This is a genomic window from Flavobacterium facile, assembly GCF_036321945.1.
GTDB classification, from domain to species: Bacteria; Bacteroidota; Bacteroidia; order Flavobacteriales; family Flavobacteriaceae; genus Flavobacterium; species Flavobacterium facile.
Map to the genome: position 1 here is coordinate 242,032 of NZ_JAZAYT010000033.1, position 21,472 is coordinate 263,503.

21 protein-coding genes are annotated in these 21,472 nt (G+C 30.3%); 14 read left to right on the top strand and 7 right to left on the bottom strand.

Going from position 1 to position 21,472, the window contains the following annotated elements:
• The first annotated feature begins 6 nt into the window (after positions 1-6).
• From tilS to UEQ13_RS10170, 3 genes are all read left to right on the top strand, one after another.
• Positions 7-1,326 (top strand): tRNA lysidine(34) synthetase TilS, encoded by a 1,320-nt coding sequence (gene tilS / locus UEQ13_RS10160; RefSeq protein ID WP_329806240.1) that lies wholly within the window; start codon positions 7-9, stop codon positions 1,324-1,326.
• The gene (locus UEQ13_RS10165) at positions 1,310-3,322 is read left to right on the top strand and encodes a protein-disulfide reductase DsbD family protein (RefSeq protein WP_329806241.1); all 2,013 of its coding nucleotides are present in this window, start codon (positions 1,310-1,312) and stop codon (positions 3,320-3,322) included. Before tilS ends, UEQ13_RS10165 begins: the two co-directional genes overlap by 17 nt.
• Positions 3,323-3,435: 113 nt before the next feature.
• Positions 3,436-4,971: a YifB family Mg chelatase-like AAA ATPase gene (locus UEQ13_RS10170; RefSeq protein WP_329806242.1), complete on the top strand. Its 1,536-nt coding sequence runs from the start codon at positions 3,436-3,438 to the stop codon at positions 4,969-4,971.
• On the opposite strand, the gene UEQ13_RS10175 is transcribed toward UEQ13_RS10170, so the two are convergent.
• Positions 4,972-5,586: a Pr6Pr family membrane protein gene (locus tag UEQ13_RS10175; RefSeq protein ID WP_329806243.1), complete on the bottom strand. Its 615-nt coding sequence runs from the start codon at positions 5,584-5,586 to the stop codon at positions 4,972-4,974.
• Between the two features lie 227 nt (positions 5,587-5,813).
• Between UEQ13_RS10175 and UEQ13_RS10180 the strand changes: the two genes are divergently transcribed.
• The gene (locus UEQ13_RS10180) at positions 5,814-6,422 is read left to right on the top strand and encodes an HPP family protein (RefSeq protein WP_329806244.1); all 609 of its coding nucleotides are present in this window, start codon (positions 5,814-5,816) and stop codon (positions 6,420-6,422) included.
• On the opposite strand, the gene UEQ13_RS10185 is transcribed toward UEQ13_RS10180, so the two are convergent.
• The 3 genes from UEQ13_RS10185 to UEQ13_RS10195 are packed head-to-tail and all read right to left on the bottom strand — an operon-like array spanning position 6,423 to position 8,091.
• Positions 6,423-6,893: a hypothetical protein gene (locus UEQ13_RS10185; protein ID WP_329806245.1), complete on the bottom strand. Its 471-nt coding sequence runs from the start codon at positions 6,891-6,893 to the stop codon at positions 6,423-6,425.
• Between the two features lie 19 nt (positions 6,894-6,912).
• Positions 6,913-7,662, bottom strand: coding sequence for an META domain-containing protein (locus tag UEQ13_RS10190; protein ID WP_329806246.1), 750 nt, complete (start codon positions 7,660-7,662; stop codon positions 6,913-6,915).
• Positions 7,663-7,665: 3 nt separating this feature from the next.
• Positions 7,666-8,091 carry an META domain-containing protein gene (locus UEQ13_RS10195; protein ID WP_329806247.1) on the bottom strand — a complete coding sequence of 142 codons (426 nt, stop codon included), beginning with the start codon at positions 8,089-8,091 and terminating at the stop codon, positions 7,666-7,668.
• Positions 8,092-8,227: 136 nt separating this feature from the next.
• On the opposite strand from UEQ13_RS10195, the gene UEQ13_RS10200 reads away from it, so the two are divergent.
• Together UEQ13_RS10200 and UEQ13_RS10205 are read left to right on the top strand one after the other, a co-directional pair.
• On the top strand, positions 8,228-9,190 hold the full coding sequence (locus tag UEQ13_RS10200; RefSeq protein ID WP_329806248.1) for a lipid A deacylase LpxR family protein: 963 nt from the start codon (positions 8,228-8,230) through the stop codon (positions 9,188-9,190).
• A gap of 149 nt (positions 9,191-9,339) precedes the next feature.
• Positions 9,340-9,762 (top strand): lipocalin family protein, encoded by a 423-nt coding sequence (locus tag UEQ13_RS10205; RefSeq protein ID WP_329806249.1) that lies wholly within the window; start codon positions 9,340-9,342, stop codon positions 9,760-9,762.
• Positions 9,763-11,284: 1,522 nt separating this feature from the next.
• On the opposite strand, the gene UEQ13_RS10210 is transcribed toward UEQ13_RS10205, so the two are convergent.
• Together UEQ13_RS10210 and UEQ13_RS10215 are read right to left on the bottom strand one after the other, a co-directional pair.
• Positions 11,285-12,343: a nucleoid-associated protein gene (locus tag UEQ13_RS10210; RefSeq protein WP_329806250.1), complete on the bottom strand. Its 1,059-nt coding sequence runs from the start codon at positions 12,341-12,343 to the stop codon at positions 11,285-11,287.
• Between the two features lie 111 nt (positions 12,344-12,454).
• On the bottom strand, positions 12,455-13,006 hold the full coding sequence (locus tag UEQ13_RS10215; protein WP_329806251.1) for an IS1096 element passenger TnpR family protein: 552 nt from the start codon (positions 13,004-13,006) through the stop codon (positions 12,455-12,457).
• A gap of 265 nt (positions 13,007-13,271) precedes the next feature.
• Here UEQ13_RS10215 and UEQ13_RS10220 point away from each other — a divergent pair, with 265 nt between their 5' ends.
• The 3 genes from UEQ13_RS10220 to UEQ13_RS10230 all read left to right on the top strand — a co-directional run bounded on the left by UEQ13_RS10220 (position 13,272) and on the right by UEQ13_RS10230 (position 17,450).
• Complete coding sequence (locus UEQ13_RS10220) at positions 13,272-15,425, top strand: TonB-dependent receptor (RefSeq protein ID WP_329806252.1); 2,154 nt, start codon at positions 13,272-13,274, stop codon at positions 15,423-15,425.
• Between the two features lie 218 nt (positions 15,426-15,643).
• Entirely contained in the window at positions 15,644-16,591 is a 948-nt protein-coding gene (gene trxB, locus UEQ13_RS10225; protein ID WP_329806253.1) for a thioredoxin-disulfide reductase, read from the top strand.
• A 118-nt stretch (positions 16,592-16,709) separates the two neighbouring features.
• On the top strand, positions 16,710-17,450 hold the full coding sequence (locus tag UEQ13_RS10230; RefSeq protein WP_329806254.1) for a DUF3298 domain-containing protein: 741 nt from the start codon (positions 16,710-16,712) through the stop codon (positions 17,448-17,450).
• Here the strand turns inward: UEQ13_RS10230 and UEQ13_RS10235 are convergent.
• Positions 17,443-17,898, bottom strand: a complete 456-nt coding sequence (locus tag UEQ13_RS10235) for a DinB family protein (RefSeq protein ID WP_329806255.1) — start codon at positions 17,896-17,898, stop codon at positions 17,443-17,445. The genes UEQ13_RS10230 and UEQ13_RS10235 overlap by 8 nt on opposite strands.
• Before the next feature lie 74 nt (positions 17,899-17,972).
• Between UEQ13_RS10235 and UEQ13_RS10240 the strand changes: the two genes are divergently transcribed.
• From UEQ13_RS10240 to nadD, 5 genes are all read left to right on the top strand, one after another.
• Entirely contained in the window at positions 17,973-18,329 is a 357-nt protein-coding gene (locus UEQ13_RS10240; RefSeq protein WP_329806256.1) for an arsenate reductase family protein, read from the top strand.
• On the top strand, positions 18,322-19,218 hold the full coding sequence (locus tag UEQ13_RS10245) for a DMT family transporter (protein ID WP_329806257.1): 897 nt from the start codon (positions 18,322-18,324) through the stop codon (positions 19,216-19,218). Before UEQ13_RS10240 ends, UEQ13_RS10245 begins: the two co-directional genes overlap by 8 nt.
• Before the next feature lie 62 nt (positions 19,219-19,280).
• A complete protein-coding gene (locus tag UEQ13_RS10250) occupies positions 19,281-20,141 on the top strand; it encodes a YicC/YloC family endoribonuclease (protein ID WP_329806258.1) in 861 nt (286 codons plus the stop codon).
• 89 nt (positions 20,142-20,230) lie between these two features.
• On the top strand, positions 20,231-20,803 hold the full coding sequence (gene gmk / locus UEQ13_RS10255; RefSeq protein ID WP_166126630.1) for a guanylate kinase: 573 nt from the start codon (positions 20,231-20,233) through the stop codon (positions 20,801-20,803).
• An 85-nt stretch (positions 20,804-20,888) separates the two neighbouring features.
• Positions 20,889-21,470: a nicotinate (nicotinamide) nucleotide adenylyltransferase gene (nadD, locus tag UEQ13_RS10260; protein WP_329806259.1), complete on the top strand. Its 582-nt coding sequence runs from the start codon at positions 20,889-20,891 to the stop codon at positions 21,468-21,470.
• The last annotated feature ends 2 nt before the right edge of the window (positions 21,471-21,472 follow it).

Sequence of the window (21,472 nt, forward strand, 5' to 3'; positions counted from 1 at the left end):
TTGTCTATGCTTAATAATTTTCAAAATCATATCCAACAAAACTTTTCTTTTCTTCAAGATAAAAAATTGCTTGTGGCTACAAGTGGTGGCATGGATAGTATGGTTTTGGTACATTTATTTCAAAAATTAAACCTAAATTTTGCTTTAGCTCATTGCAATTTTCAATTACGTGGAACGGAAAGCGATGGTGATGAAAGTTTCGTTGTTACTTATGCAAAACAAAACGATATTAATTGTTTTATAACAAAATTTGATACAGAAAACTATTCCATAGCACATAAATTATCAACTCAAGTTGCCGCTAGAAACCTTCGCTATAATTGGTTTAATGAAATTTTAGAGCAAGAGAAATTCGATTATATTGTTACGGCGCATCACGCTGATGATGCGGTAGAAACGTTCCTGATTAACCTTTCTCGTGGAACCGGTTTGGATGGTTTGACAGGAATTCCATCGCAAAACGGAAACATAATTCGACCATTATTGCCTTTTTCTCGTACAGAAATCGAAAAGTATGTTTCAGAAAATAACTTATATTGGCGTGAAGATAGCAGCAATGCCTCAGATAAATATTTGAGAAACAAAATTCGGCATCATATTGTTCCTGTTTTTAAGGAAATTAATGAATCGTTTTTGCAATCGTTTCAAAATACATTAGAACATTTAAATCAAGAGCAATCGTTGGTAAATGATGCGGTACAAATGGTTTATGAAAAAGTGGTTTCTGAAGAAAAAGGACAATTGAAAATTGATATTTCAGTCTTACTTCAATATGAAAATTATAAAGCGTATTTGTATCAATGGCTCAATAAATATGGTTTTTCAGCTTGGAATGATGTTTATAACTTAATAGAATCACAATCCGGAAAACAAATCTTATCTGAAAAATATATTTTATTAAAAGATAGAGAATTTTTAATTCTTTCAAGTAAAGAAACAACAGATTTTGATGAAATTATTATACATTCTATAACAGAAAAACTTAATTTTCCGTTAAAATTGAACTTATGTAACCAAAGTGACATTTCAAATCAATTGAAGAACGTTATATTTGTGGATGAAAATAAATTAAAATTTCCTTTAACTATAAGAAAATGGAAGGAAGGCGATTATTTTTATCCTTCTGGAATGCAAGGAAAAAAGAAAGTAAGTAAATATTTTAAAGACGAAAAATTTACATTATTTCAAAAGCAGGATACTTGGATTTTAGAAAGTAACAAGCAAATAGTTTGGATCATTGGATACAGAGCCGATGAACGATTTAAAGTAGAAAACACAACTCAAACCACAATAAAAATAGCATTTAACAATGAAGAAATTATTTAGTTTATTAGCCTTATTAATTACTTTTTTTGGAACAGCACAAATTGTAGAGCCAGTAAAATGGAGTTCAAATATTGTTAAAGTTTCAGATACAGAATTAGATTTAGTAATTACCGCAAATATTGAAGATGAATGGCATTTGTATTCGCAATTTACACCTGAAGGTGGCGCTACACCCTTAGTTTTTACATTTAAAAATCAAAAAGGGAATTACCAATTAGTAGGTAAAACCAAAGAAGGAAAGTATAAAAAAGTATTTAGTGATATTTTTGAAATCGATGAATATTATTTTTCTGGAACGGCCAAATTTACCCAACGTGTAAAAATAATCAATCCTAAATTAAAAAATATAGATGTTTTTGCAGAAGGACAAGCTTGTATTGATGGAAAATGTACACAAACAGAATCTAATTTAAAATTCAAATTACCGGAACTTAAAGTCACTGAAGTTACATCAGCAACAACAGATTCGGTTTCAAAACCAACAGATTCTGTTGCAACAACAGAGACGGATACTATTAAACAAGCTGGTTCACCAATAAAGGATTCAAACATCGAAAAACCTGCAGATAAAGAAGAAAAAAGTTTATGGACGATTTTCTTTTTAGCCTTTTTAGGTGGTTTTGCAGCCCTTTTGATGCCATGTATTTTCCCAATGATTCCAATGACAGTGAGCTTCTTTACCAAACAAAGTAAAACAAAAGCAGCTGGAATTAGAAATGCTGTAGTTTATGGTTTAGCAATTATAGCTATTTATGTTTTATTAGGTTCTTTAATTACTGGAATTTTTGGAGCAGAAGCCTTAAATGAATTATCAACAAGTGCGACATTTAATCTAATATTTTTTGGTTTATTAGTGGTTTTCGCTATGTCGTTTTTAGGTGCATTTGAAATAATGTTACCGAGTTCATGGGCTACAAAATTAGATTCAAAAGCTGATAAAGGAGGGGTTATTGGAATAATTTTTATGGCTTTAGCTTTAGCGGTTGTCTCATTTTCTTGTACCGGACCAATTGTTGGTACTTTATTAGTTGAATCTTCAAGAAATGGAGGAATTGCTCCTGTAGTGGGAATGTTCGGATTTTCATTAGCCATTGCCTTACCATTTATGTTATTTGCTATGTTCCCAGGATGGTTAAATTCTATGCCAAAATCTGGTGGTTGGTTAAATACAGTTAAAGTTTCTTTAGGGTTTTTAGAATTAGCTTTCGCCTTTAAGTTTTTATCTAACGCAGATTTAGCATATCAAAAACATTTATTAGAAAGAGAATTGTTCTTAGCTATTTGGATTGCCATTTTTGCTGCTTGGGCTTTATATTTATTCGGTAAGTATATGTTGCCTCACGATTATGAAAAAGCCGATAAAATTGGTGTTGGTCGTTTAATAATGGCTATTATTGTTAGTACATTTACATTTTATATGATTCCTGGTTTATGGGGTGCTCCTTTAAAAATATTAAGTGGTTTAACTCCACCATCTACTTATAGTGAAATTCCAAATGGTATTGGAGGAAATTATTCAAATTCAAAAATTGAATTACCAGAGCATGCACATCAAGGTCCACATGGAATTGTGGCTTTTGATGATTATGAAATTGGTTTAGCTTATGCGAAAAAAGTAGGTAAACCAGTATTGTTAGATTTTACAGGTGATAATTGTGCCAATTGTAGATTGATGGAAGATAAAGTGTGGTCAAATCCACAGATTTTAACTTTAATAAAAGATAAGTTGATTTTAATTTCTTTATATGGTGACAGAAAAATTAAGTTACCAAAAGAACAACAATATGTTTCAAAATCAACTGGAAAAGAAGTAGTTACTATAGGTAATAAATGGACAGATTTTCAAATAACAAGATATGGAAGTAATTCATTACCCTTATATGTAATCTTAAATAATGAAGGAATTGATACATCAAAACCAATTGCTTATACAACAGATATTCAAGAATATAAAAAATGGTTAGAAGACGGAATTACTGAAGCTTCTAAAAAATAAGATTGCAATTTTAAAATTTAAAAAAACCTGTAGGATAAATTCTTACAGGTTTTTTTATTTCGAAAACTTTTTTACATTTGTATTCTTATAAGCCAATTTTAAAAGTACAAGCCATGTTAGTAAAAGTCTTCGGAAGCGCCGTTTTTGGTGTGGACGCTACCACCATTACTGTAGAAGTAAATATCGATAAAGGAATCGGATACCATTTGGTAGGATTACCAGATTCCGCCATAAAAGAAAGCAGTTATCGCATTGCTGCCGCTCTAAAAAACAACAATTACAATCTTCCCGGAAAGAAAATTACCATAAATATGGCGCCTGCCGATTTAAGGAAAGAGGGTTCTGCCTATGATTTAACGCTTGCTATAGGGATTTTAGCCGCTTCAGATCAAATTAATGCGGAAGAAGTTGGAAAGTATATCATTATGGGCGAAATGTCTTTAGATGGTGGTTTACAACCAATTCGAGGCGCATTATCCATCGCCATAAAAGCCAAAGAAGAAGGTTTTTTAGGAATTATACTTCCGATTCAAAATGTAAAAGAAGCAGCAATAGTTGATGGTTTAGATGTTTATGGTGTCGATAATGTGTTACAAGTCATTAATTTTTTTGAAGGTAAAGAAACTTTAATTCCTACCATAATTGACACCAAAGAAGAATTTTCTAAAAACTTAGAATTTCCAGAATTCGATTTCGCCGATGTAAAAGGTCAGGAGTCCATTAAAAGATGCATGGAAATTGCCGCAGCTGGCGGACATAATATTATTTTAATTGGTCCGCCTGGAGCTGGAAAAACCATGTTAGCAAAACGATTGCCAAGTATTTTGCCACCCATGAGTATGCAAGAAGCTTTAGAAACGACAAAAATCCATTCCGTTACGGGTAGAATTAAAGATGCTGGTTTGTTAACGCAAAGACCTTTTAGAGCGCCACATCACACGGCAAGTTCGGTGAGTTTAGTGGGTGGTGGAAGTTATCCGCAACCTGGAGAAATTTCTTTAGCACATAATGGTGTTTTATTTTTAGATGAATTACCAGAGTTTAAAAGGGAAGTTTTAGAAGTTATGCGTCAACCTTTGGAAGACAGAGAAGTAACCATTGCTAGAGCTAAATTCACCATTACTTATCCATCTTCATTTATGTTAGTGGCAAGTATGAACCCTAGTCCTAGTGGTTTTTTTATTGATTCGAAAAACTCAAATGGTGCTTCGCAAATGGAAATGCAACGTTATTTAAGTAAAATTTCAGGACCACTTTTAGATAGAATTGATATTCATATTGAGGTAACACCAGTTCCTTTTGATAAATTATCAGAAACTCGAAAAGCAGAAAGTAGTGTAGAAATAAGAAAACGAGTAACAGAAGCTAGAAATATTCAAACACAACGCTTTGAAAACTACAATCACATTCATTATAATGCCCAAATGAGCAGTAAACTCATTCGAGAATATTGTGCTTTAGACGAAGTTTCTCTACAATTATTGAAAACTGCAATGGAACGTTTGAATTTATCGGCACGTGCTTATGATAGAATTTTAAAGGTTTCCCGAACGATTGCCGATTTAGAAAATTCTGAAAATGTGTATTCACATCATATCGCTGAAGCCATTCAATACAGAAGTTTAGACAGAGAAGGTTGGTTGGGATAATTACGATTTTCGAGTTTTGTTTCCAATAAAAATTAAAGTTCCCATTATAAATATAAAAAACAAGCTGACTATTGTAGCATTGATTAATACTTGTGGATATCCAATTGTAGAAACATCAACAAAAGGATAAGGGTAAAAATTTGAAAAATGTCCTCGGATAATTATAAATAAAAAATAAACAACTGGATACCAAAACCAAATTTTAATATTTTTGAAGATTAAATCGTTCTTATCAGCGAATTTCATCCAATATAAAAACACAAAAAGTGGAATTACAGAATGTAACAATTCGTCAGTAATTATTTGCAAACCAGTTGGTTGCCAAGTACCTCTTAAAATAATTTGATATACTAAACCAACTACTAAAATGAAAGCTGTTAACGCTGTTAAATTGCCACTATTTGATAGTTTTGATAAAGAAGTATTCTTAAAAATTGAAAATCGTGAGGTGAAATATAAAGCGACTAAGATATTTGTCAGAATAGTGAAAAAACTAAAAAATCGGATAATCGTTTCAGGAATATCAGCTTGTCTGTTTTGAATCAGTAAAATAAATTGTCCTATAATAGCTATCCAACCTAAAAGAAATCCAGCAATATCTATGTTGTTTCTCATAAAATGTTTGTTTTTAATAAGTTGTGTCGGAAATATTAGTAGTACTATTTTCAAAAGTACAAAACAAAGTCTAAATTTATAATTAATAAATCAACTTATTTAGGCTATTATTTGCCGTTTTTCTTTCTAATATAAATTAGTATAAAGTTATCTTAAAAGTAAGAAGATTAAAATTTTCAAAAGCTAATTTGACTATTTTTGTAAAATATAACAATTAATTAGTTAGTATGCCCATTCAAAAGATAAAACGAGGTTATAGAAAAACAAGATATATCTTTTATAAAGAAACTTTAATCGACTTTAAAGAACATTTTTGGTCGTTTATAGGTTCATTTTTCGGAATTGGAATAATTGCGTATTTGCAAAGTCAAACCTTAGAAACTTCTGATTTGGTTTTTCTAATTGGTTCTTTTGGAGCCTCAAGTGTTTTGGTTTATGGTGTGATTCAAAGTCCTTTAGCACAACCTCGAAATTTAGTTGGCGGACATTTAGTTTCAGCAATTATTGGAGTTTCTGTTCAAAAATTAATTCCAGACATTTTGTGGATTTCCGCACCATTGGCTGTTTCTTTATCTATTGTTTTTATGCAGATTACAAAAACGCTTCATCCACCAGGTGGTGCAACAGCTTTGATTGCCGTTACTGGTTCTGTAGCGATTAAAAAAATGGGATATTTTTATGTGATTTCTCCCGTTTTAAGTGGAGTATTGATTTTACTATTGATAGCACTTATATTTAACAACATGACTTCCAACAGAATTTATCCTTTCAATAAAAAATTTGAAAATATCAGAAACCGATTCCTGATATTTCCAAAATATTTTAAAAAGATTTAGTTATTCAAAAACGCCATCTATTTTTGTTAATGGCATTTTTGAAGTAAAATTCAGATTTGAAGCATCTTTAAAAGCTGTTCCATCATCATTTAATTCACCATAACCTTCAATTAATTTGTCTCCATCAACTTTAAAAGCTACTTCTCTTGTACTTTCTTTTCCCTCAGACTTAAAAGTGTATTTTCCAATTAAAATTCCATCTTCAAATTTTCCAGAGAATTTTCCAGAATTTTCATCTTTTTCAGCTAATTCATAAGTTAAAAAGCCTTTAATTTCATTTCCATTTTCTTCAATTACAAAAGTGATTAAGTTTTTCCCATCTTCAAAAAGATAGTTTCCCATTGCTAACGTATCCACCTTTTTTTCTTTAGCTGTAATCTCTTGATTATTTGTGTTTTCCGTATTTTCTTCTTTGTTTTTACAATGTAACATTGTTAATATCGTAAAAAATAGGATAGTGAACTTCTTCATCTTTTTAAGTTTTTAAATGTTAATCAATTTTTTTAAATATTATTTTTTTTCCCGATGGATTTGATAATATTAATCTATTTTCTCCAATGGAATAACTTGTTATATTTTGAAGTGTGGTTATGTATTCCGTTTCTTTATATGAATTATCACACATCATTTCAGTGGTTACAATATTGATAAATCGTAGTTTTTCTTTTTCCGAAAATAAAGCGCCATTCATTTGATTACATCCCGAAAACCCAGAAAATTTGTTTGTACTGGCATAAATTTCCATCATTGGGAATTTTTTACCAAAATCTTCAGAGCTTATTTTTTTTCCATTTAATTCTTCTAAAACCCAAATATCATGCAAACGATAATCTGTAATATATTGTCCGCAACCTTTTATGTTCTCAAATGCAGAAGCCTTATTTTTTCTATAATCGACAGAAACTTTGTATGGAGAAAGTTCTCCCGACATTTCATTTTGACATTCTTGTTGTGAAATTTGAATAGTAAACTCAGCCGATTCGGTTTTAACTCTATATAATTTCACATTGCTATCCATAGCAAAAATTGGTTTTACATAAGGCAAAATAATAGAATCTTCAGGTGTTTTATATACAATTTGATCTTCTGAAATTGAAATATTCCAAAATGGTTCTGTTCCACTTGCTTTAAAATACGGAAGTTTTTCGGTATCATTTGCAACTGTTGTGTTGGAAACCGAAGCTGTTTTACAACTTAAAATCGTCAAAACTAAAATTCCGAAAAAAATTGACTTTTTCATAACTTATTTAGTAATTTTTTTGAATCGCATCATTGGAACATCGCCTTTATTTAAAAAGAGTTTCCCTTCAGCATCAATATAATAATGGTTTACTTCTTTTATCATTTTCAAGAAAACTTGTTCGCCACCGCCATCACAATATCTCATAGTCATTGGGAAATTTTCATCAAATTTAATAGTTTGCCCATCTAAAGTATATTTCGTCGAAAAGCCATTGCAACCAGTTGTTCCGCTAACTTCTTTTTTTGCTGTATTGAATGTAATTTGAGGTTTATTTTCTGGAAACAAACCGTCAAAAGCAATTCTTGGTCCAGTTATATATTCTAATTCCCAAGTTTCGTTTGAAATAGTTGTAGTGTTTTTTAATGTGGTACATGAATTAAATGCAAGTGCTAAAAAGCTAACAAAGGCAAAAGTGATCTTTTTCATATTCTAATTTATTAAGATTTTTTATTTCATTTCTATAGTTAGCAAATAATATACCAAAAGAAGATTAATTTGTCTTTTAAATGTTTTTTCTAAACGAATTGAAAACTATTTGGGTCTATTTTGCGTATATAAAAGTATGAAAAATTTCCAACTATATTTCTTATTTACATTTCTATTTCCGATTTGTCTTTTGGCTCAGAAGATTGATAATATGGCTTCTTTTCGTGATATGAATGCGAAACGCTATTTCCGTTTTAATTATGATAACGACTATTTTGCTTCACGAGACCAAGATTATACGCAAGGCTATAGTTTTGAATTGGTTTCACCTAATTTGAGAAAAAATCCAATAAATAAAATGCTTTTTAATCTCAAAAACACTGAAAATAAGTACGGAATTGCCATTGAACACATCGGTTTTACACCTTTCAATATTAAAAATTCTAAAATTGAATATGGCGATCGTCCTTTCGCTGCAACAATTATGTTAAAAAGTTTTGCAATTGCTTCAGATACAATCAATAAATCTCGTTTAATTTCTTCTATGAATATTGGATTAATTGGTCCGGGTGCATTTGGAAAAGAAATGCAAGTCGCTATTCATGAAGCAACTGGAAATACGATTCCAGAAGGTTGGCAAAATCAAATAAAAAATGACGTAGTTTTAAATTACGAAGTTAGTTATGAAAAACAATTGATAAGTTATCGGAATTTATTTTCAGTATCCTCTAATACAAGATTGCGTGTAGGAACTTTATTTACAAATGCTGGAATTGGAGTAACTACTACATTTGGAATTGTTAACACACCATTTTCGTCAATAAAAACCAAAAAAAGCTTTTCATTGTATGGTTTTGCACAATCTATGGTGAATGTTATTGGTTATGATGCGACTTTACAAGGCGGAATGTTCAATAAAAAAAGTCCTTATACAATTTCAAACTCTGAAATGGAACGTATAACAGCTCAAGCTAATTTCGGAATTATTCTACAAACACGTACTTTGTATTTTGAATATACTCGAACCTTAATAACTAGAGAATTTAAGCCAAGTTATAGCAGTAAATGGGGTGGAATCAAAATCGGATTTCGTTTTTAAACAATCTAATAAGAAAGAGTTAAAATTTTATTCTCGTATTGGTGACACATTCAATCAAAAATAATTATATAAGTTATACAACTAATCTTGTAACAACCTTCTGAGTGATTACACCTAATTTCGTATCTAACAATTTAAACAATTAAGATATGAAAAATCGAATTAAATTATTCGCCTTAATACTAAGTGTTGGTTTATTTACAATTTCTTGTAATAATGACGACAGCAATCAAGGTGAAACATTAGCGCCTTTAGTAGGGAAATGGAATTTATCTAAAGTAGGAACAACTACTGGAGGAACGGAAACATTAATTGATGCGCCACAAAATCAAGCGGGTTGCAGTAAAGATTATATTGATTTAAAAACGGATAATACAGTAATTGAAGGTGATTACGATTCAACCATAGATCCTTGTGCTTTATTTACTGATAGCGGAATTTATTCTCGTTCTCATAATAATGTAACACGAGTTGTAAATGGAGTAACAACAGTTCAAGATATCGTTAATTTAACACTTAACGAATTGAAATTAAAAGATGCTAGTGGAAATATTGAAGTTTTTGTTAGATAAACGTCTTATTTCATAGTATCAAAAAACGGGAATGACTTTTAAAGTTGTTCCCGTTTTGTTATTATTTATATTTATCTTTTACCCAATCCCTTGTCAAATCATGGGTTTTATTTTTTCCAAACGAATGAGTTTTGTTGCTTCTTGTTTGCCAAAACAATGAATTTATCCCAAAAATAATTTACAATTTTCAATAATGAAAAAAATCAACTAAAATAAAAATTGAATCTTGATTACGTATCAAATAAATGGATTTTTGGAACTGGAATTGGTTTACAGAATAATGAACCAATGTATTCATTTAAAGTAGGTTATAAGCTAAACTAATATACAACTAAAGTGGCAATTTTTTTACCATATATGATAATATTTTTACTATTTATTGTAATTTTTTTACACTTTTTAATAATTATTTTGCTTTAATAATAAATTAATTTTGTAGTTTTGTAATGAAATAAAAAATGCTGGAGCTTAAGACCCCAGCATAATGTTATTTTAAATCCAATGTCGGAGAATATCCAACATTATCACAATTGACGGTTGAAGTAGGACGTACAACTTTCCTAATTTCTTTATCGCTTCTGTGATTGATTTAAAACCTTTCTTAAATGATTTTCGACTCTTCATTTATTTTTGGTTTTTAATCGTTAAACAATCAGTTAATAATCTAAAGTGAGGTAATCTAATTATCTCGCTTTTTTTTGTGTCTTTTAACTTCTACATTTTTATTCTATTTTTTAATGGTTATACTTCTTGTATTATGTATTTTTAATTAGTTTAAATATTGAATTACAAATTTCGACATTTATTTTTTAATTCTAAATTATACTTATCAACAGAATATGGTGTTATTTTTTATAACGTATTGTTTTCATTGATAAAAACCGCTTTAAAGAGTCTTATTTAATGATTTTAATTTACTATTAATGTTAATATGTTAGATAAAGATTTTAACTTTTTCACAGTATTTGTTTCTTATACGATACCAAAACACAAGAATTTTCATTGAAAATTTATAGAAAATATTTCAAAATAGAGCCAAGCCGCATAAAATAGTATCTATAAAAAAAGAATCCTAACCAATTTCCACCTATACCAGAAAAAATATCTATACAAGACAAAAGTGTTTCACCATTAATTATTTCAAAGATAATCAATATTATAACCACCTTTTTTGATTTCATTGAAATTTCCGCTAAAGTTAGGAACAAGTTTCATTTCACTTTTATAATTGTTATTTCAAAGAATTACATCAAAGATTACCAAAAATTCCAAAAACAGATTTCGCCATACATAGCTTTGAATTTTATTTATAAATAATGTATGAAAAATATTGTAGTATGGTTTAGTTTAATCCAACTTCAATGAAAGTGTTTCAATTTATTTTTAAATTGTAATAAAAATAAAGTATAGTTTTAATATTCAAAAAAGTCACAAATCAATCTAAAAAAAAATCCCCAATTATTGCTAATTGAGGATTTTTATATTTTTGCTTTTTAAGTTGCCCGAGGCTCTCGAAGGTAACTTACGATTTGTTCTCTTTATTGAAGTAAACCAAGTAATAATACATTTGTTTTTCTTCGTCCCAACCTTTTTCTACAAATTTCTCTGCACTTTCAGGATTGATGAAATCTAATCTAATTTGAATGTTAGTGTCTAATTCAATGGTGTTTTTTAATTTTCTACGTACATCTGTTACAGCTGCATTCGCAATTGGAAAATTAGAAACATCTTCAATGCTATATTTTGCACCTTTATCCACTTTATAGTTTTTAAATTCAGGAATCAAATCTGGATTATTGATAACATCATTTAAAAAAGCCGTTTCTTCAAATTCGTCGTTTTTCGCAAAGTGATTTACGGCACGGTTCATAAATAAAACTTCTTCTTTTTTGTCTTCTGCTGGTAAAACTACTTCTTTAGCGAAATCTTTACAAAATTGTAAGTATTTTTTAGTCATAAATGTTTCGTCTTGAAACACATCTACACTTAAAAAATGCTCTAACCAGTAACGCGCATCATATCTGTTGCTGTCTACAGTTAAAATTTTATACCCTTCTTCTTTTTTGTAATTGAAAATCAAACAGCCTTTATCTAACTTGTTTAAGTTGATTCCGTCTTGTAAAATCATTTCTAAGTTACTTCCGTTTTCTTGAAATTGTAAGAAGTCGGTTTTGATTTCACTTTTGAAAACACCAATCGCATCTACCACATTATTATCGATAGAAACGTTAGTTAAATAAGCAATATATACTTCACCGCTTTTAATATGTGGATGATTGGATTGCTCAAATAAATGCTGTGTAATTTTTTTAGAAACGTTATGAATTTCACTTGGTTTATTGAAAATTTCCGTCGCCAAGTTGAACATTTCATTGTATTCTAAATCTACATCATGTGCAAACTGATAGTAGTTTTCTTCTTTTTCACGAAACGCCTTAAAGAAATATTCTTTTAAAATCGGCATAATTTCATCATTCAACGAATACGGACTTTCAGATAAGAAAATTTGTTCTTCTTTGTTTTTATTTCCAACTCGGTGTATAGAAAGATTTTCTACGTGTGTATTAAATAAGTTTATCATTATTAATGTGTCAATTAGTCAATTTGACAATTAGTCAATTAACTATAATTATTAATTTTTATTTAGTTTTTTAATTGGCACATCGCCACATTAGCACATTGGCTAATTAAACTAATTCCAGTTCTCTTCAAAACCAGGATCGTCATAGGATTCCGTATCGCCATAAGCATCTAAATCATCTTCGTCTAAATCGTCTTCAAAGTCATTAAATAAGTCTTCATTTTCTAAATCGCCACCTCTAAAACCACTAGTTGTAGCTTCTTCTGGTAAAACACCGTGAGAAAAAAGTAAGGCAGGATAATCCACACCTTCTTTATTATTTTCCATGGCAGCTAATTCTACGAAAAATGTCCACATTGAAAACAAATCGTACACATAAACCAATTTAGTGTTTTGTTCATGAACTAAATCGTCTAATTTATATTCGGCCATTGTTTTTATCTCACCTGGAATATCGCCAGTGTCAAACATTGGAATTCCATCTTCTTCATGCCAAGCCCAATCGTCACCACAAGTGTAAAAAGCACCAACTTCTGAACCATCAAAGCCAAAAGCGTTGACTAAAGCATTATGTAAATCTTCTAAAGTGTCTTTTGCTTCAATAGCAATATCTCTAAAAATATCTTCTTCGTTGTCTAAAATGGCTCTAAACTTATAAATCATAATATGTAATTTTAAAAGGCAAAAGTAAGTAATATTTGAAAGGTTTTTTAGTGAAAAATACGATTGTTAATAAAAATAGTAAGCATTTGTGAAATAGAGATTTGATGAATTTGATATTTATTGATTTTTAATATTGATTTTTGACATTGCCATTGATTTTTGATATTGAAAACACAATTCAGATGCAAAATTCTACAATTCGGCACATTACTTTTTCTATTGAAAGACAATTGTGACAACTTTGCTTCATTAAAAACAATATCACATGAAGAATTTTATTATCATTTTAGTTTCTGTATTTAGTTTAACCGCTTTTTCTCAAACTAAAATTTCAGGAAAAGTAGTCAGTAAAAAAAATGTTCCCATGCAAGGTGTAAACGTTTTTATTGATGGCACTTACGATGGCGCTTTAACTAATGAAAAAGGTGAATTTAGTTTCGAAACTGAGGCGAAAGAAAATCAGGTTTTGAAATTTACTTTGAATGGTTTTTTAGATGTTACCGAAAATATTGTGGTAGAAACCTATACGAATCGCGTTTTTACGCTTTTTCAAGATATGAATACGATTGACACGGTTGTTATTTCTGCAGGAACAATAAAAGCGGGTGATAATAGTAAAGTTACAGCTTTAAAACCTTTAGATATTGTAACAACAGCAGGTTCTTCTGGTGATATTGTTGCAGCTTTGGAAACTATGCCAGGTGTAAATGCAGTTGGTGAAAGCGGACGTTTGTTTGTTCGTGGTGGAGAAGCAGGTGAAACTCAGACTTATGTTGATGGAATTCGTGTGGCACAACCTTATGGAGCTTCTCCAAATAATATTCCAACTCGTGGCCGATTTTCTCCTTTTTTATTTAAAGGAATTACATTTTCAACAGGTGGTTATAGTGCCGAATTTGGTGACGCTTTATCGAGTATTTTGTTATTGAATACGGTTGATGAACCGGCTCAAAATCAGACAGATATTTCAATTATGACGGTTGGAGTAGGATTAGGAAAATCGAAAAAATGGAAAAATAGTTCGATTTCATTTAATACGAGTTATATTAATTTGAAACCGTATTATTTAATTGCTCCACAAAGTTTAGATTGGAATAAAGCGCCAGAATCTATTGCAGGTGAAACGGTTTTCAGAACTAAAATTAAAGAAGGATTACTAAAAGTGTATGCAGCTTTTGATCATTCAACAATGAATGTAAATCAGAGAGACATAAATTATACTGATAAAATTAAATTCGGATTGATCAATAATAATTTTTATATCAATTCTGTTTATAAAGGAAATATAGCAACCGCTTTACAATTACAAACTGGTTTTAGTTTCGGATATGGAAACAATAAAATCGAAATTAATTCAGATAAATTAAATAATCACGAACGCGCTTTACATTATAAATTGAAACTGCGAAAAACGTTCTCTAATATGTTCAAGTTAAATGTTGGTGGAGAGTTTTTTCACACGAATTTCGATGAAAATTATCAAGCTTTTTCTCAAAACAGATTTGATTATGGCTATCAAAATAATACAGTAGCCCTTTTTACAGAAGCAGAAGTTTTCTTATCTCAAGATTTAGCTTTTAATGTTGGTTTACGTTCATCAAACGCTTCGATTGTTGATGAATTTACTTTAGAACCGAGAGTTTCAGTTGCTTATAAAATTGCTAAAAAGAGTCAGCTTTCGGTAGCTTATGGAAATTTTCATCAAACCGCCAATCCCGATTATTTGAAGTTCACTCAAAACCTAAAATATGAAAACACCCACCATTATATTTTAAATTATTTATACAATAATGATGGGAAAATGTTTCGTGCAGAAGCGTATTTTAAAGACTATAACAATTTGGTAAAATTCGATACAACTATTTCCAGTCATACTTCAAACTTCAATAATAATGGATTGGGTTATGCCAAAGGAATCGATTTGTTTTGGAGAGACAATAAAACATTCAAAGGTTTAGATTATTGGATTACATATTCCTTTATAGATTCGGAAAGAGATTATAAAAATTACGAGAAACAAGTCACTCCAAGTTTTATAGCCAATCATAATTTCTCTATTGTTACTAAATATTGGGTTAATGAATTGAAATCGCAAATTGGATTGACATACAGTTTTAATTCGGGACGACCTTACGATAATCCAAATGAAACAGAATTTATGAATCAGAAAACCAAGTCGTATAATAATTTTAGTTTAGGTTGGTCGTATTTACTATCACAACAGAAAATATTATATTTATCCGTTTCCAACTTATTAGGTGCGAATAATGTTTTTGGCTACCAATATGCGAATTCACCTGATGCTTCTGGAACGTTTCAAAGACAAGCAGTAACTCAGCCAGCAAGCCGATTTTTCTTCATAGGTTTCTTTTGGACGATTTCCGATAATAAAAAAACAAATCAATTGGATCAGTTGTAATTTTGGTTTAAAAGGTTTTAGTTTAAAAGTTTAAAAGGTTTTGAACTTAGGAATTATTTTGTTTTTATTGTCACACTGAGCGGAGTCGAAGTGTTTTTCTTAAAACCTCTTTTCTTTATAAAAAACATTTATATCACAATAATAAAAAATGTAACTTTTATTACATAAAAAAGCATTTGAATTTTATATTTTTGCTACAAATTAAAAAAAACACGACAATGTCAAACGAAATAGAAAAAGTAAAATGCCTTATAATCGGTTCTGGTCCTGCAGGATATACTGCTGCAATTTATGCTGCTAGAGCTAATATGAATCCAGTTTTATACCAAGGAACACAACCAGGTGGACAATTAACAACTACGAATGAAGTAGAAAACTGGCCAGGAAATCCGGAAGGAATTACAGGTCCAGAAATGATGGTTGGTTTACAAAATCAAGCACAACGTTTTGGAACAGATGTTCGTGATGGTTGGGCAACAAAAGTAGATTTTAGCTCTGAACCACATAAAGTTTGGATTAACGATACAAAAGAAATTCACGCTGATACTGTAATTATTTCTACGGGAGCAACAGCAAAATATTTAGGTTTACCTTCAGAACAACATTATTTACAAACTGGTGGTGGTGTTTCTGCATGCGCGATTTGTGATGGGTTTTTCTATAGAAACCAAGAAGTTGTAATTGTTGGAGCAGGAGATAGCGCTTGTGAAGAAGCACATTACTTATCTAAATTATGTAAAAAAGTTACCATGTTGGTTAGAAGTGAAAAATTCAGAGCTTCTAAAATTATGGAACAACGTGTGAAAAACACAGAAAATATTACTATTTTAATGAATCATGATACGGTTGAAGTTTTAGGTGACGGACAAGTAGTTACTGGTGTAAAAGCTAAAAACAAAACTACAAATGAAGATTTTGATATTCCTGCAACTGGATTTTTCGTAGCAATTGGTCACAAACCAAATACAGATATTTTTGCAGATTATTTAACGTTAGATGAAACAGGTTATATTGTAAATGTACCTGGAACTTCTAAAACAAATATACCAGGTGTATTTGTTGGTGGAGATGCTGCGGATCATGTTTACAGACAAGCAATTACAGCTGCGGGAACAGGTTGTATGGCTGCATTAGATGCTGAAAGATATTTAGCAAGTAAAGAATAAGTTTTTATTGCTTTTTAATACTAAAATCGGATTTTGTATCCGATTTTTTTGTTTAAAATGGTTGGATTGGCTCGGTTTTTGATAAATAACTTGTAGCAAAATCTTGCAAAAATCTATAATGAGAAATTCAATACTTTTACTTTTTTTATTCTTGCTTACTAGTTGTGCGCAGCAATTAGTTTTTGAGCGTAAGCAATACAATTCGTCATATAGCCCAAATTATACAACAAGTTATAATTCGGCAAATATTAAAATGGAAGTTTTAGAAGCCAAAAATGATGAAAATATTAATAAAGTAATTTTCGAAAATATTAAAGAACTTTCTAGTTTTATTGACAGTCAAAACTTAACGATAAATAATTACAATCAACTCACAAAAGGGTTTGTGGATACTTATAAAAACGCAAAAAACAAAACGCCTGAAAATAATATTAAAAACTGGGATTTCGAACTAGAATCAATCATTGAATACGAAACCGAAGAATTTGTTAATATTGGTATTAATTATACTTCTTCTTATGACGATGCTTCAGGTTTTGGAGGAAAACGATCACTCGTTTTTAATAAATTATCAGGAAATCAGCTAAAAATTGAAGATATATTTACCGATCCTAAAGCTGTTTCTAAATTAGTGGAAGCTAAATTTAGAGATAAATATAATGTTAATAATTCAATTCCGTTAAATCAACAAGGTTATTGTTTTGAAACGGGCTCATTTTATCTTACAAACAACGTTTTTTTTAATATTGAAGGTGTAAAATTCCTTTATAATATCAATGAAATTTCTTCTTACGATAAAGGTTCTTACGAAGTGTTTTTAACGTATCAAGAAATTGATAAATATCTGATTATTAAATAAAACGTTTAATTTTCATCATAAATCCTAAGTGAACGCCCTCATGATAATGATTGAAAAGCATGCCTTCTTCAAAATTTGTTAATAAAAATCCTGTTCTAGTTTGTGTTTCGGTGTAATTTTCAAATTTACCCTTTTCATAATCTAAAATGGTTTGTTCAATTGTAGAAAATAACAAACTCTTAATTTCATCCACTTCTTCTTGTGTAGTTTTTCCATCAGGAATTGTTCCGTTTACATATTTATTGGTAAATTCTTCAGTTAATAACGTTTCATTTCCAGAAAGTAAATACGCTAATCGTTGTTGAGAAACAATAATATGTCCGATATTCCAAATCAAATTATTTCTTAAACCTTCAGGAATAAGGTTCAATTGCTCTAAAGTATAGTTTTCTATGTAAGAAGCGTAAATTTCTCGACTTCTTTTTATGGATTTGAAAAGGGTGTTCATAACCTGCATTTAAATTGTTTCCGTAAATTTATTATAAAAAAATAACTTTCTTACCTTTGCACTTTAAATTTATTATGCGAAAAATATATTATCTCGCTTCTTGCGATACCTGTCGAAAAATAATTAAGTCGTTACCTTCAAATGCAAATTTAGAGTTTCACGATATTCGTCAAAATCCAATTACAGTTGAAGAACTTGAATTCATGCACCAACTTTCTGGAAGTTATGAAGCACTTTTTAGTAAAAAAGCCCAATTGTACAAAGAAAAAGGCTTGAAAAACTTGACGTTAACAGAAGAAGATTATAAAAGATATATTCTAGAACATTATACTTTTTTGAGTCGCCCAGTTGTGATTTTAGAGAATGAAATTTTCATAGGAAACAGTCAGCCTAATATTTTAAAATTACAAAAGGCTTTGAGTAATGAATAGTCGTTCTTGGGCGTTAGTTTGCGCTTGGATTGTAGCTATTATTTACGGAATGACTTTCACCATCGCTAAAGATGTAATGCCAAAGTATATTGATGCTTATGGTTTTATTGTGTTACGAGTTGGTGGGGCGACAATTCTATTTTGGTTGGTTTCTTTTCTCGGACCAAAAGAAAAAATTGCGACAAACGATTTTCTTCGAATTGCAGCTTGTGCTTTTTTTGGAGTTGCTCTTAACATGCTGACTTTTTTTAAAGGTTTAAGTTACACTTCTCCAATTATGGGAGCAGTTTTAATGGTAACCACACCAATGATTGTGTTAATACTTTCTTCGATTATTATGAAAGAAAGAATGCAATCTAAAAAAATCATTGGTATTTTGTTAGGATTAGCAGGAACTATCACTTTAATTTTATACGGAAAAGCGTTAAACAATGCACCAAATGCCACTTTAGGTAACTTATTAGTGTTTGTAAATGCAGTTTCTTATGGTTTTTACCTTATTTTCGTTAAGAAATTAATGGATAAATACAATGCGTTTACATTTGTGAAATACATTTATTTATTCGGATTTTTTATGGTTTTACCGTTTGGTTATAACGAATTACAAATGGTAAATTGGAACGAAATTCCTTTAGATATTAGTCTGAAAATTGGATTTGTTGTGATTTTTTCTACGTTTTTTACGTATTTGCTAAACTTAATTTCCATGCGAAATTTAAAGCCAACGACTGTTGCCGTTTTTATTTATTTGCAACCTTTTTTTGCTACGATTTTTGCTATTGGTTTAGGAAAAGACAATTTGAATTGGGTTAAAATTATTTCAGCTTCATTGATATTTGTTGGCGTTTATTTGGTAATTCATAAAAAGAAAGAGACTAGCAAAGACTAATCACTATTCGCTTTTTACGAATCACTAAAAAAACTTATCTTTACACTCTTTTATAAAAATATATGATATTATCAATGACCGGTTTTGGTAAAGCAAGTTTGCAATTATCAACCAAAAAAATTACAGTAGAAGTTAAATCTTTAAACAGTAAAGGACTCGATTTAAACACAAGAATGCCTTCTGTTTATAGAGAAAACGAATTGGCTTTAAGAAATCTTCTAGCTCAAAAGTTAGAAAGAGGAAAAGTTGATTTTTCTTTATTTGTTGAGGTAACTGGTGAAGAAACTTCTTCTAAAATTAACGCGGCTATTGTAAAAGCTTACATCGCTCAAATGAAAGCCATTTTGCCAAATGCTGACGAAACGGAATTGATGAAAATGGCAGTAAGAATGCCAGATACGATGAAAACCGAACGTGAAGAAATTGACCCGAACGAATGGAAACAAATTCAAACCGTAATTGACGAAGCGATTGAAAACATGTTGTCTTTCAGAACTTCTGAAGGTGCGTCTTTAGAAAAAGAATTCACATTAAGAATTGAAAATATTAGAAGTTACATGAATCAAGCTTTAGCTTTAGATCCAGAAAGAGTAACAGCTATCAAAGAACGTTTACAAACCGCTATTGATGAATTAAAAGTGAATGTAGATACGAATCGTTTCGAACAAGAATTGATTTATTATTTAGAAAAATTAGATATTACCGAAGAAAAAGTACGTTTGACCAATCATTTAGATTATTTCTTACAAACTTTAAATGGAAGTGAAGCTAACGGAAGAAAATTAGGATTCATCACGCAAGAAATGGGTAGAGAAATCAACACCATGGGTTCCAAATCGAACCACGCCGAAATGCAAAAATTGGTAGTCATGATGAAAGACGAATTAGAAAAAATTAAAGAGCAAGTTTTAAACGTACTGTAAATTTTTGTCATTCTGAACTTGTTTCAGAATCTAAAAAATTGAGACTCTGAAACTAGTTCAGAGTGACAGAACATCAATGATACAACACAATGAATCAAGGTAAATTATTAGTATTCTCAGCACCATCTGGGTCGGGAAAAACAACTATAGTAAGGCATTTATTAAAACAAGAAGATTTAAATTTAGAATTTTCAATCTCTTGTACTACTCGTGAACCACGTGGCGAAGAAGTTCATGGAAAGGATTATTATTTTATTTCTTTAGACGAATTTAAAAAACACATCAAAGCGGAAGATTTCGTAGAATGGGAAGAAGTGTATAGAGATAATTTCTATGGCACTTTAAAAAACGAAGTAGAACGCATTTGGGCAAAAGGAAAAAATGTCATTTTCGATATTGATGTGTCTGGCGGATTACGAATTAAATCGAAATTCAAACAAGAAACGTTGGCAGTGTTTGTAAAACCACCAAGTATTGACGAATTGAAAATCCGATTAAAAAAACGTTCTACAGAAAGCGACGATAAAATCAACATGCGAATTGCAAAAGCTTCAGTTGAATTAGCTACAGCTCCACAATTTGATACGATTATTAAAAATTACGATTTAGACGTTGCAAAGGTTGATGCGTATAATTTGGTAAAAGAATTTGTAAACAAATAGATATTACACAGAGTTTCACAAAACTTTTATTCTTTGCGATGCTCTGTGAAAAAACTTTGTGTATCTCTGCGAAACAACAATAAAAATGAAAATAGGTTTATATTTCGGAACGTTTAATCCAATACATGTTGGGCATTTAATTATCGCCAATCATATGGCGGAGCATTCGGATTTAGATCAAATTTGGATGGTCGTAACGCCGCACAATCCACACAAACAAAAGAACACCTTGTTGGATGATTACCATCGGTTACACATGGTGCATTTAGCAACAGAAGATTTTCCAAAAATTAAACCTTCGGACATTGAGTTTAAATTGCCACAGCCTAATTATACGATAAATACGTTAGTGCATTTACAAGAGAAACATCCTACTTACGAATTCTCTTTAATTATGGGCGAAGACAATTTGAATTCGCTTCATAAATGGAAAAACTACGAAGCCATTTTGCAACATCATGAAATTTATGTGTATCCACGATTAAATTCTGGAGAAATAGACGAGCAATTTGTCAACCATCCAAAAATCCATAGAGTAGGAGCACCAGTTGTTGAATTATCATCGACGTTCATTCGCGAAAGTATTAAAAACAATAAAAATGTGATTCCCATGTTGCCACACAAAGTTTGGGATTATGTAGCGCATAATTTGTTTTATAAGAAGTAATT

Coding starts and splice junctions, on each gene's coding strand:
- UEQ13_RS10250 (WP_329806258.1), top strand. CDS start 19,281: ATGATATTATCAATGACCGGTTTTGGTAAAGCAAGTTTGCAATTATCA.
- UEQ13_RS10235 (WP_329806255.1), bottom strand. CDS start 17,898: ATGAACACCCTTTTCAAATCCATAAAAAGAAGTCGAGAAATTTACGCT.
- tilS (WP_329806240.1), top strand. CDS start 7: ATGCTTAATAATTTTCAAAATCATATCCAACAAAACTTTTCTTTTCTT.
- UEQ13_RS10170 (WP_329806242.1), top strand. CDS start 3,436: ATGTTAGTAAAAGTCTTCGGAAGCGCCGTTTTTGGTGTGGACGCTACC.
- UEQ13_RS10245 (WP_329806257.1), top strand. CDS start 18,322: ATGAATAGTCGTTCTTGGGCGTTAGTTTGCGCTTGGATTGTAGCTATT.
- UEQ13_RS10180 (WP_329806244.1), top strand. CDS start 5,814: ATGCCCATTCAAAAGATAAAACGAGGTTATAGAAAAACAAGATATATC.
- UEQ13_RS10175 (WP_329806243.1), bottom strand. CDS start 5,586: ATGAGAAACAACATAGATATTGCTGGATTTCTTTTAGGTTGGATAGCT.
- UEQ13_RS10215 (WP_329806251.1), bottom strand. CDS start 13,006: ATGATTTATAAGTTTAGAGCCATTTTAGACAACGAAGAAGATATTTTT.
- UEQ13_RS10210 (WP_329806250.1), bottom strand. CDS start 12,343: ATGATAAACTTATTTAATACACACGTAGAAAATCTTTCTATACACCGA.
- UEQ13_RS10165 (WP_329806241.1), top strand. CDS start 1,310: ATGAAGAAATTATTTAGTTTATTAGCCTTATTAATTACTTTTTTTGGA.
- UEQ13_RS10200 (WP_329806248.1), top strand. CDS start 8,228: ATGAAAAATTTCCAACTATATTTCTTATTTACATTTCTATTTCCGATT.
- UEQ13_RS10195 (WP_329806247.1), bottom strand. CDS start 8,091: ATGAAAAAGATCACTTTTGCCTTTGTTAGCTTTTTAGCACTTGCATTT.
- UEQ13_RS10220 (WP_329806252.1), top strand. CDS start 13,272: ATGAAGAATTTTATTATCATTTTAGTTTCTGTATTTAGTTTAACCGCT.
- UEQ13_RS10185 (WP_329806245.1), bottom strand. CDS start 6,893: ATGAAGAAGTTCACTATCCTATTTTTTACGATATTAACAATGTTACAT.
- nadD (WP_329806259.1), top strand. CDS start 20,889: ATGAAAATAGGTTTATATTTCGGAACGTTTAATCCAATACATGTTGGG.
- UEQ13_RS10190 (WP_329806246.1), bottom strand. CDS start 7,662: ATGAAAAAGTCAATTTTTTTCGGAATTTTAGTTTTGACGATTTTAAGT.
- UEQ13_RS10230 (WP_329806254.1), top strand. CDS start 16,710: ATGAGAAATTCAATACTTTTACTTTTTTTATTCTTGCTTACTAGTTGT.
- gmk (WP_166126630.1), top strand. CDS start 20,231: ATGAATCAAGGTAAATTATTAGTATTCTCAGCACCATCTGGGTCGGGA.
- UEQ13_RS10205 (WP_329806249.1), top strand. CDS start 9,340: ATGAAAAATCGAATTAAATTATTCGCCTTAATACTAAGTGTTGGTTTA.
- trxB (WP_329806253.1), top strand. CDS start 15,644: ATGTCAAACGAAATAGAAAAAGTAAAATGCCTTATAATCGGTTCTGGT.
- UEQ13_RS10240 (WP_329806256.1), top strand. CDS start 17,973: ATGCGAAAAATATATTATCTCGCTTCTTGCGATACCTGTCGAAAAATA.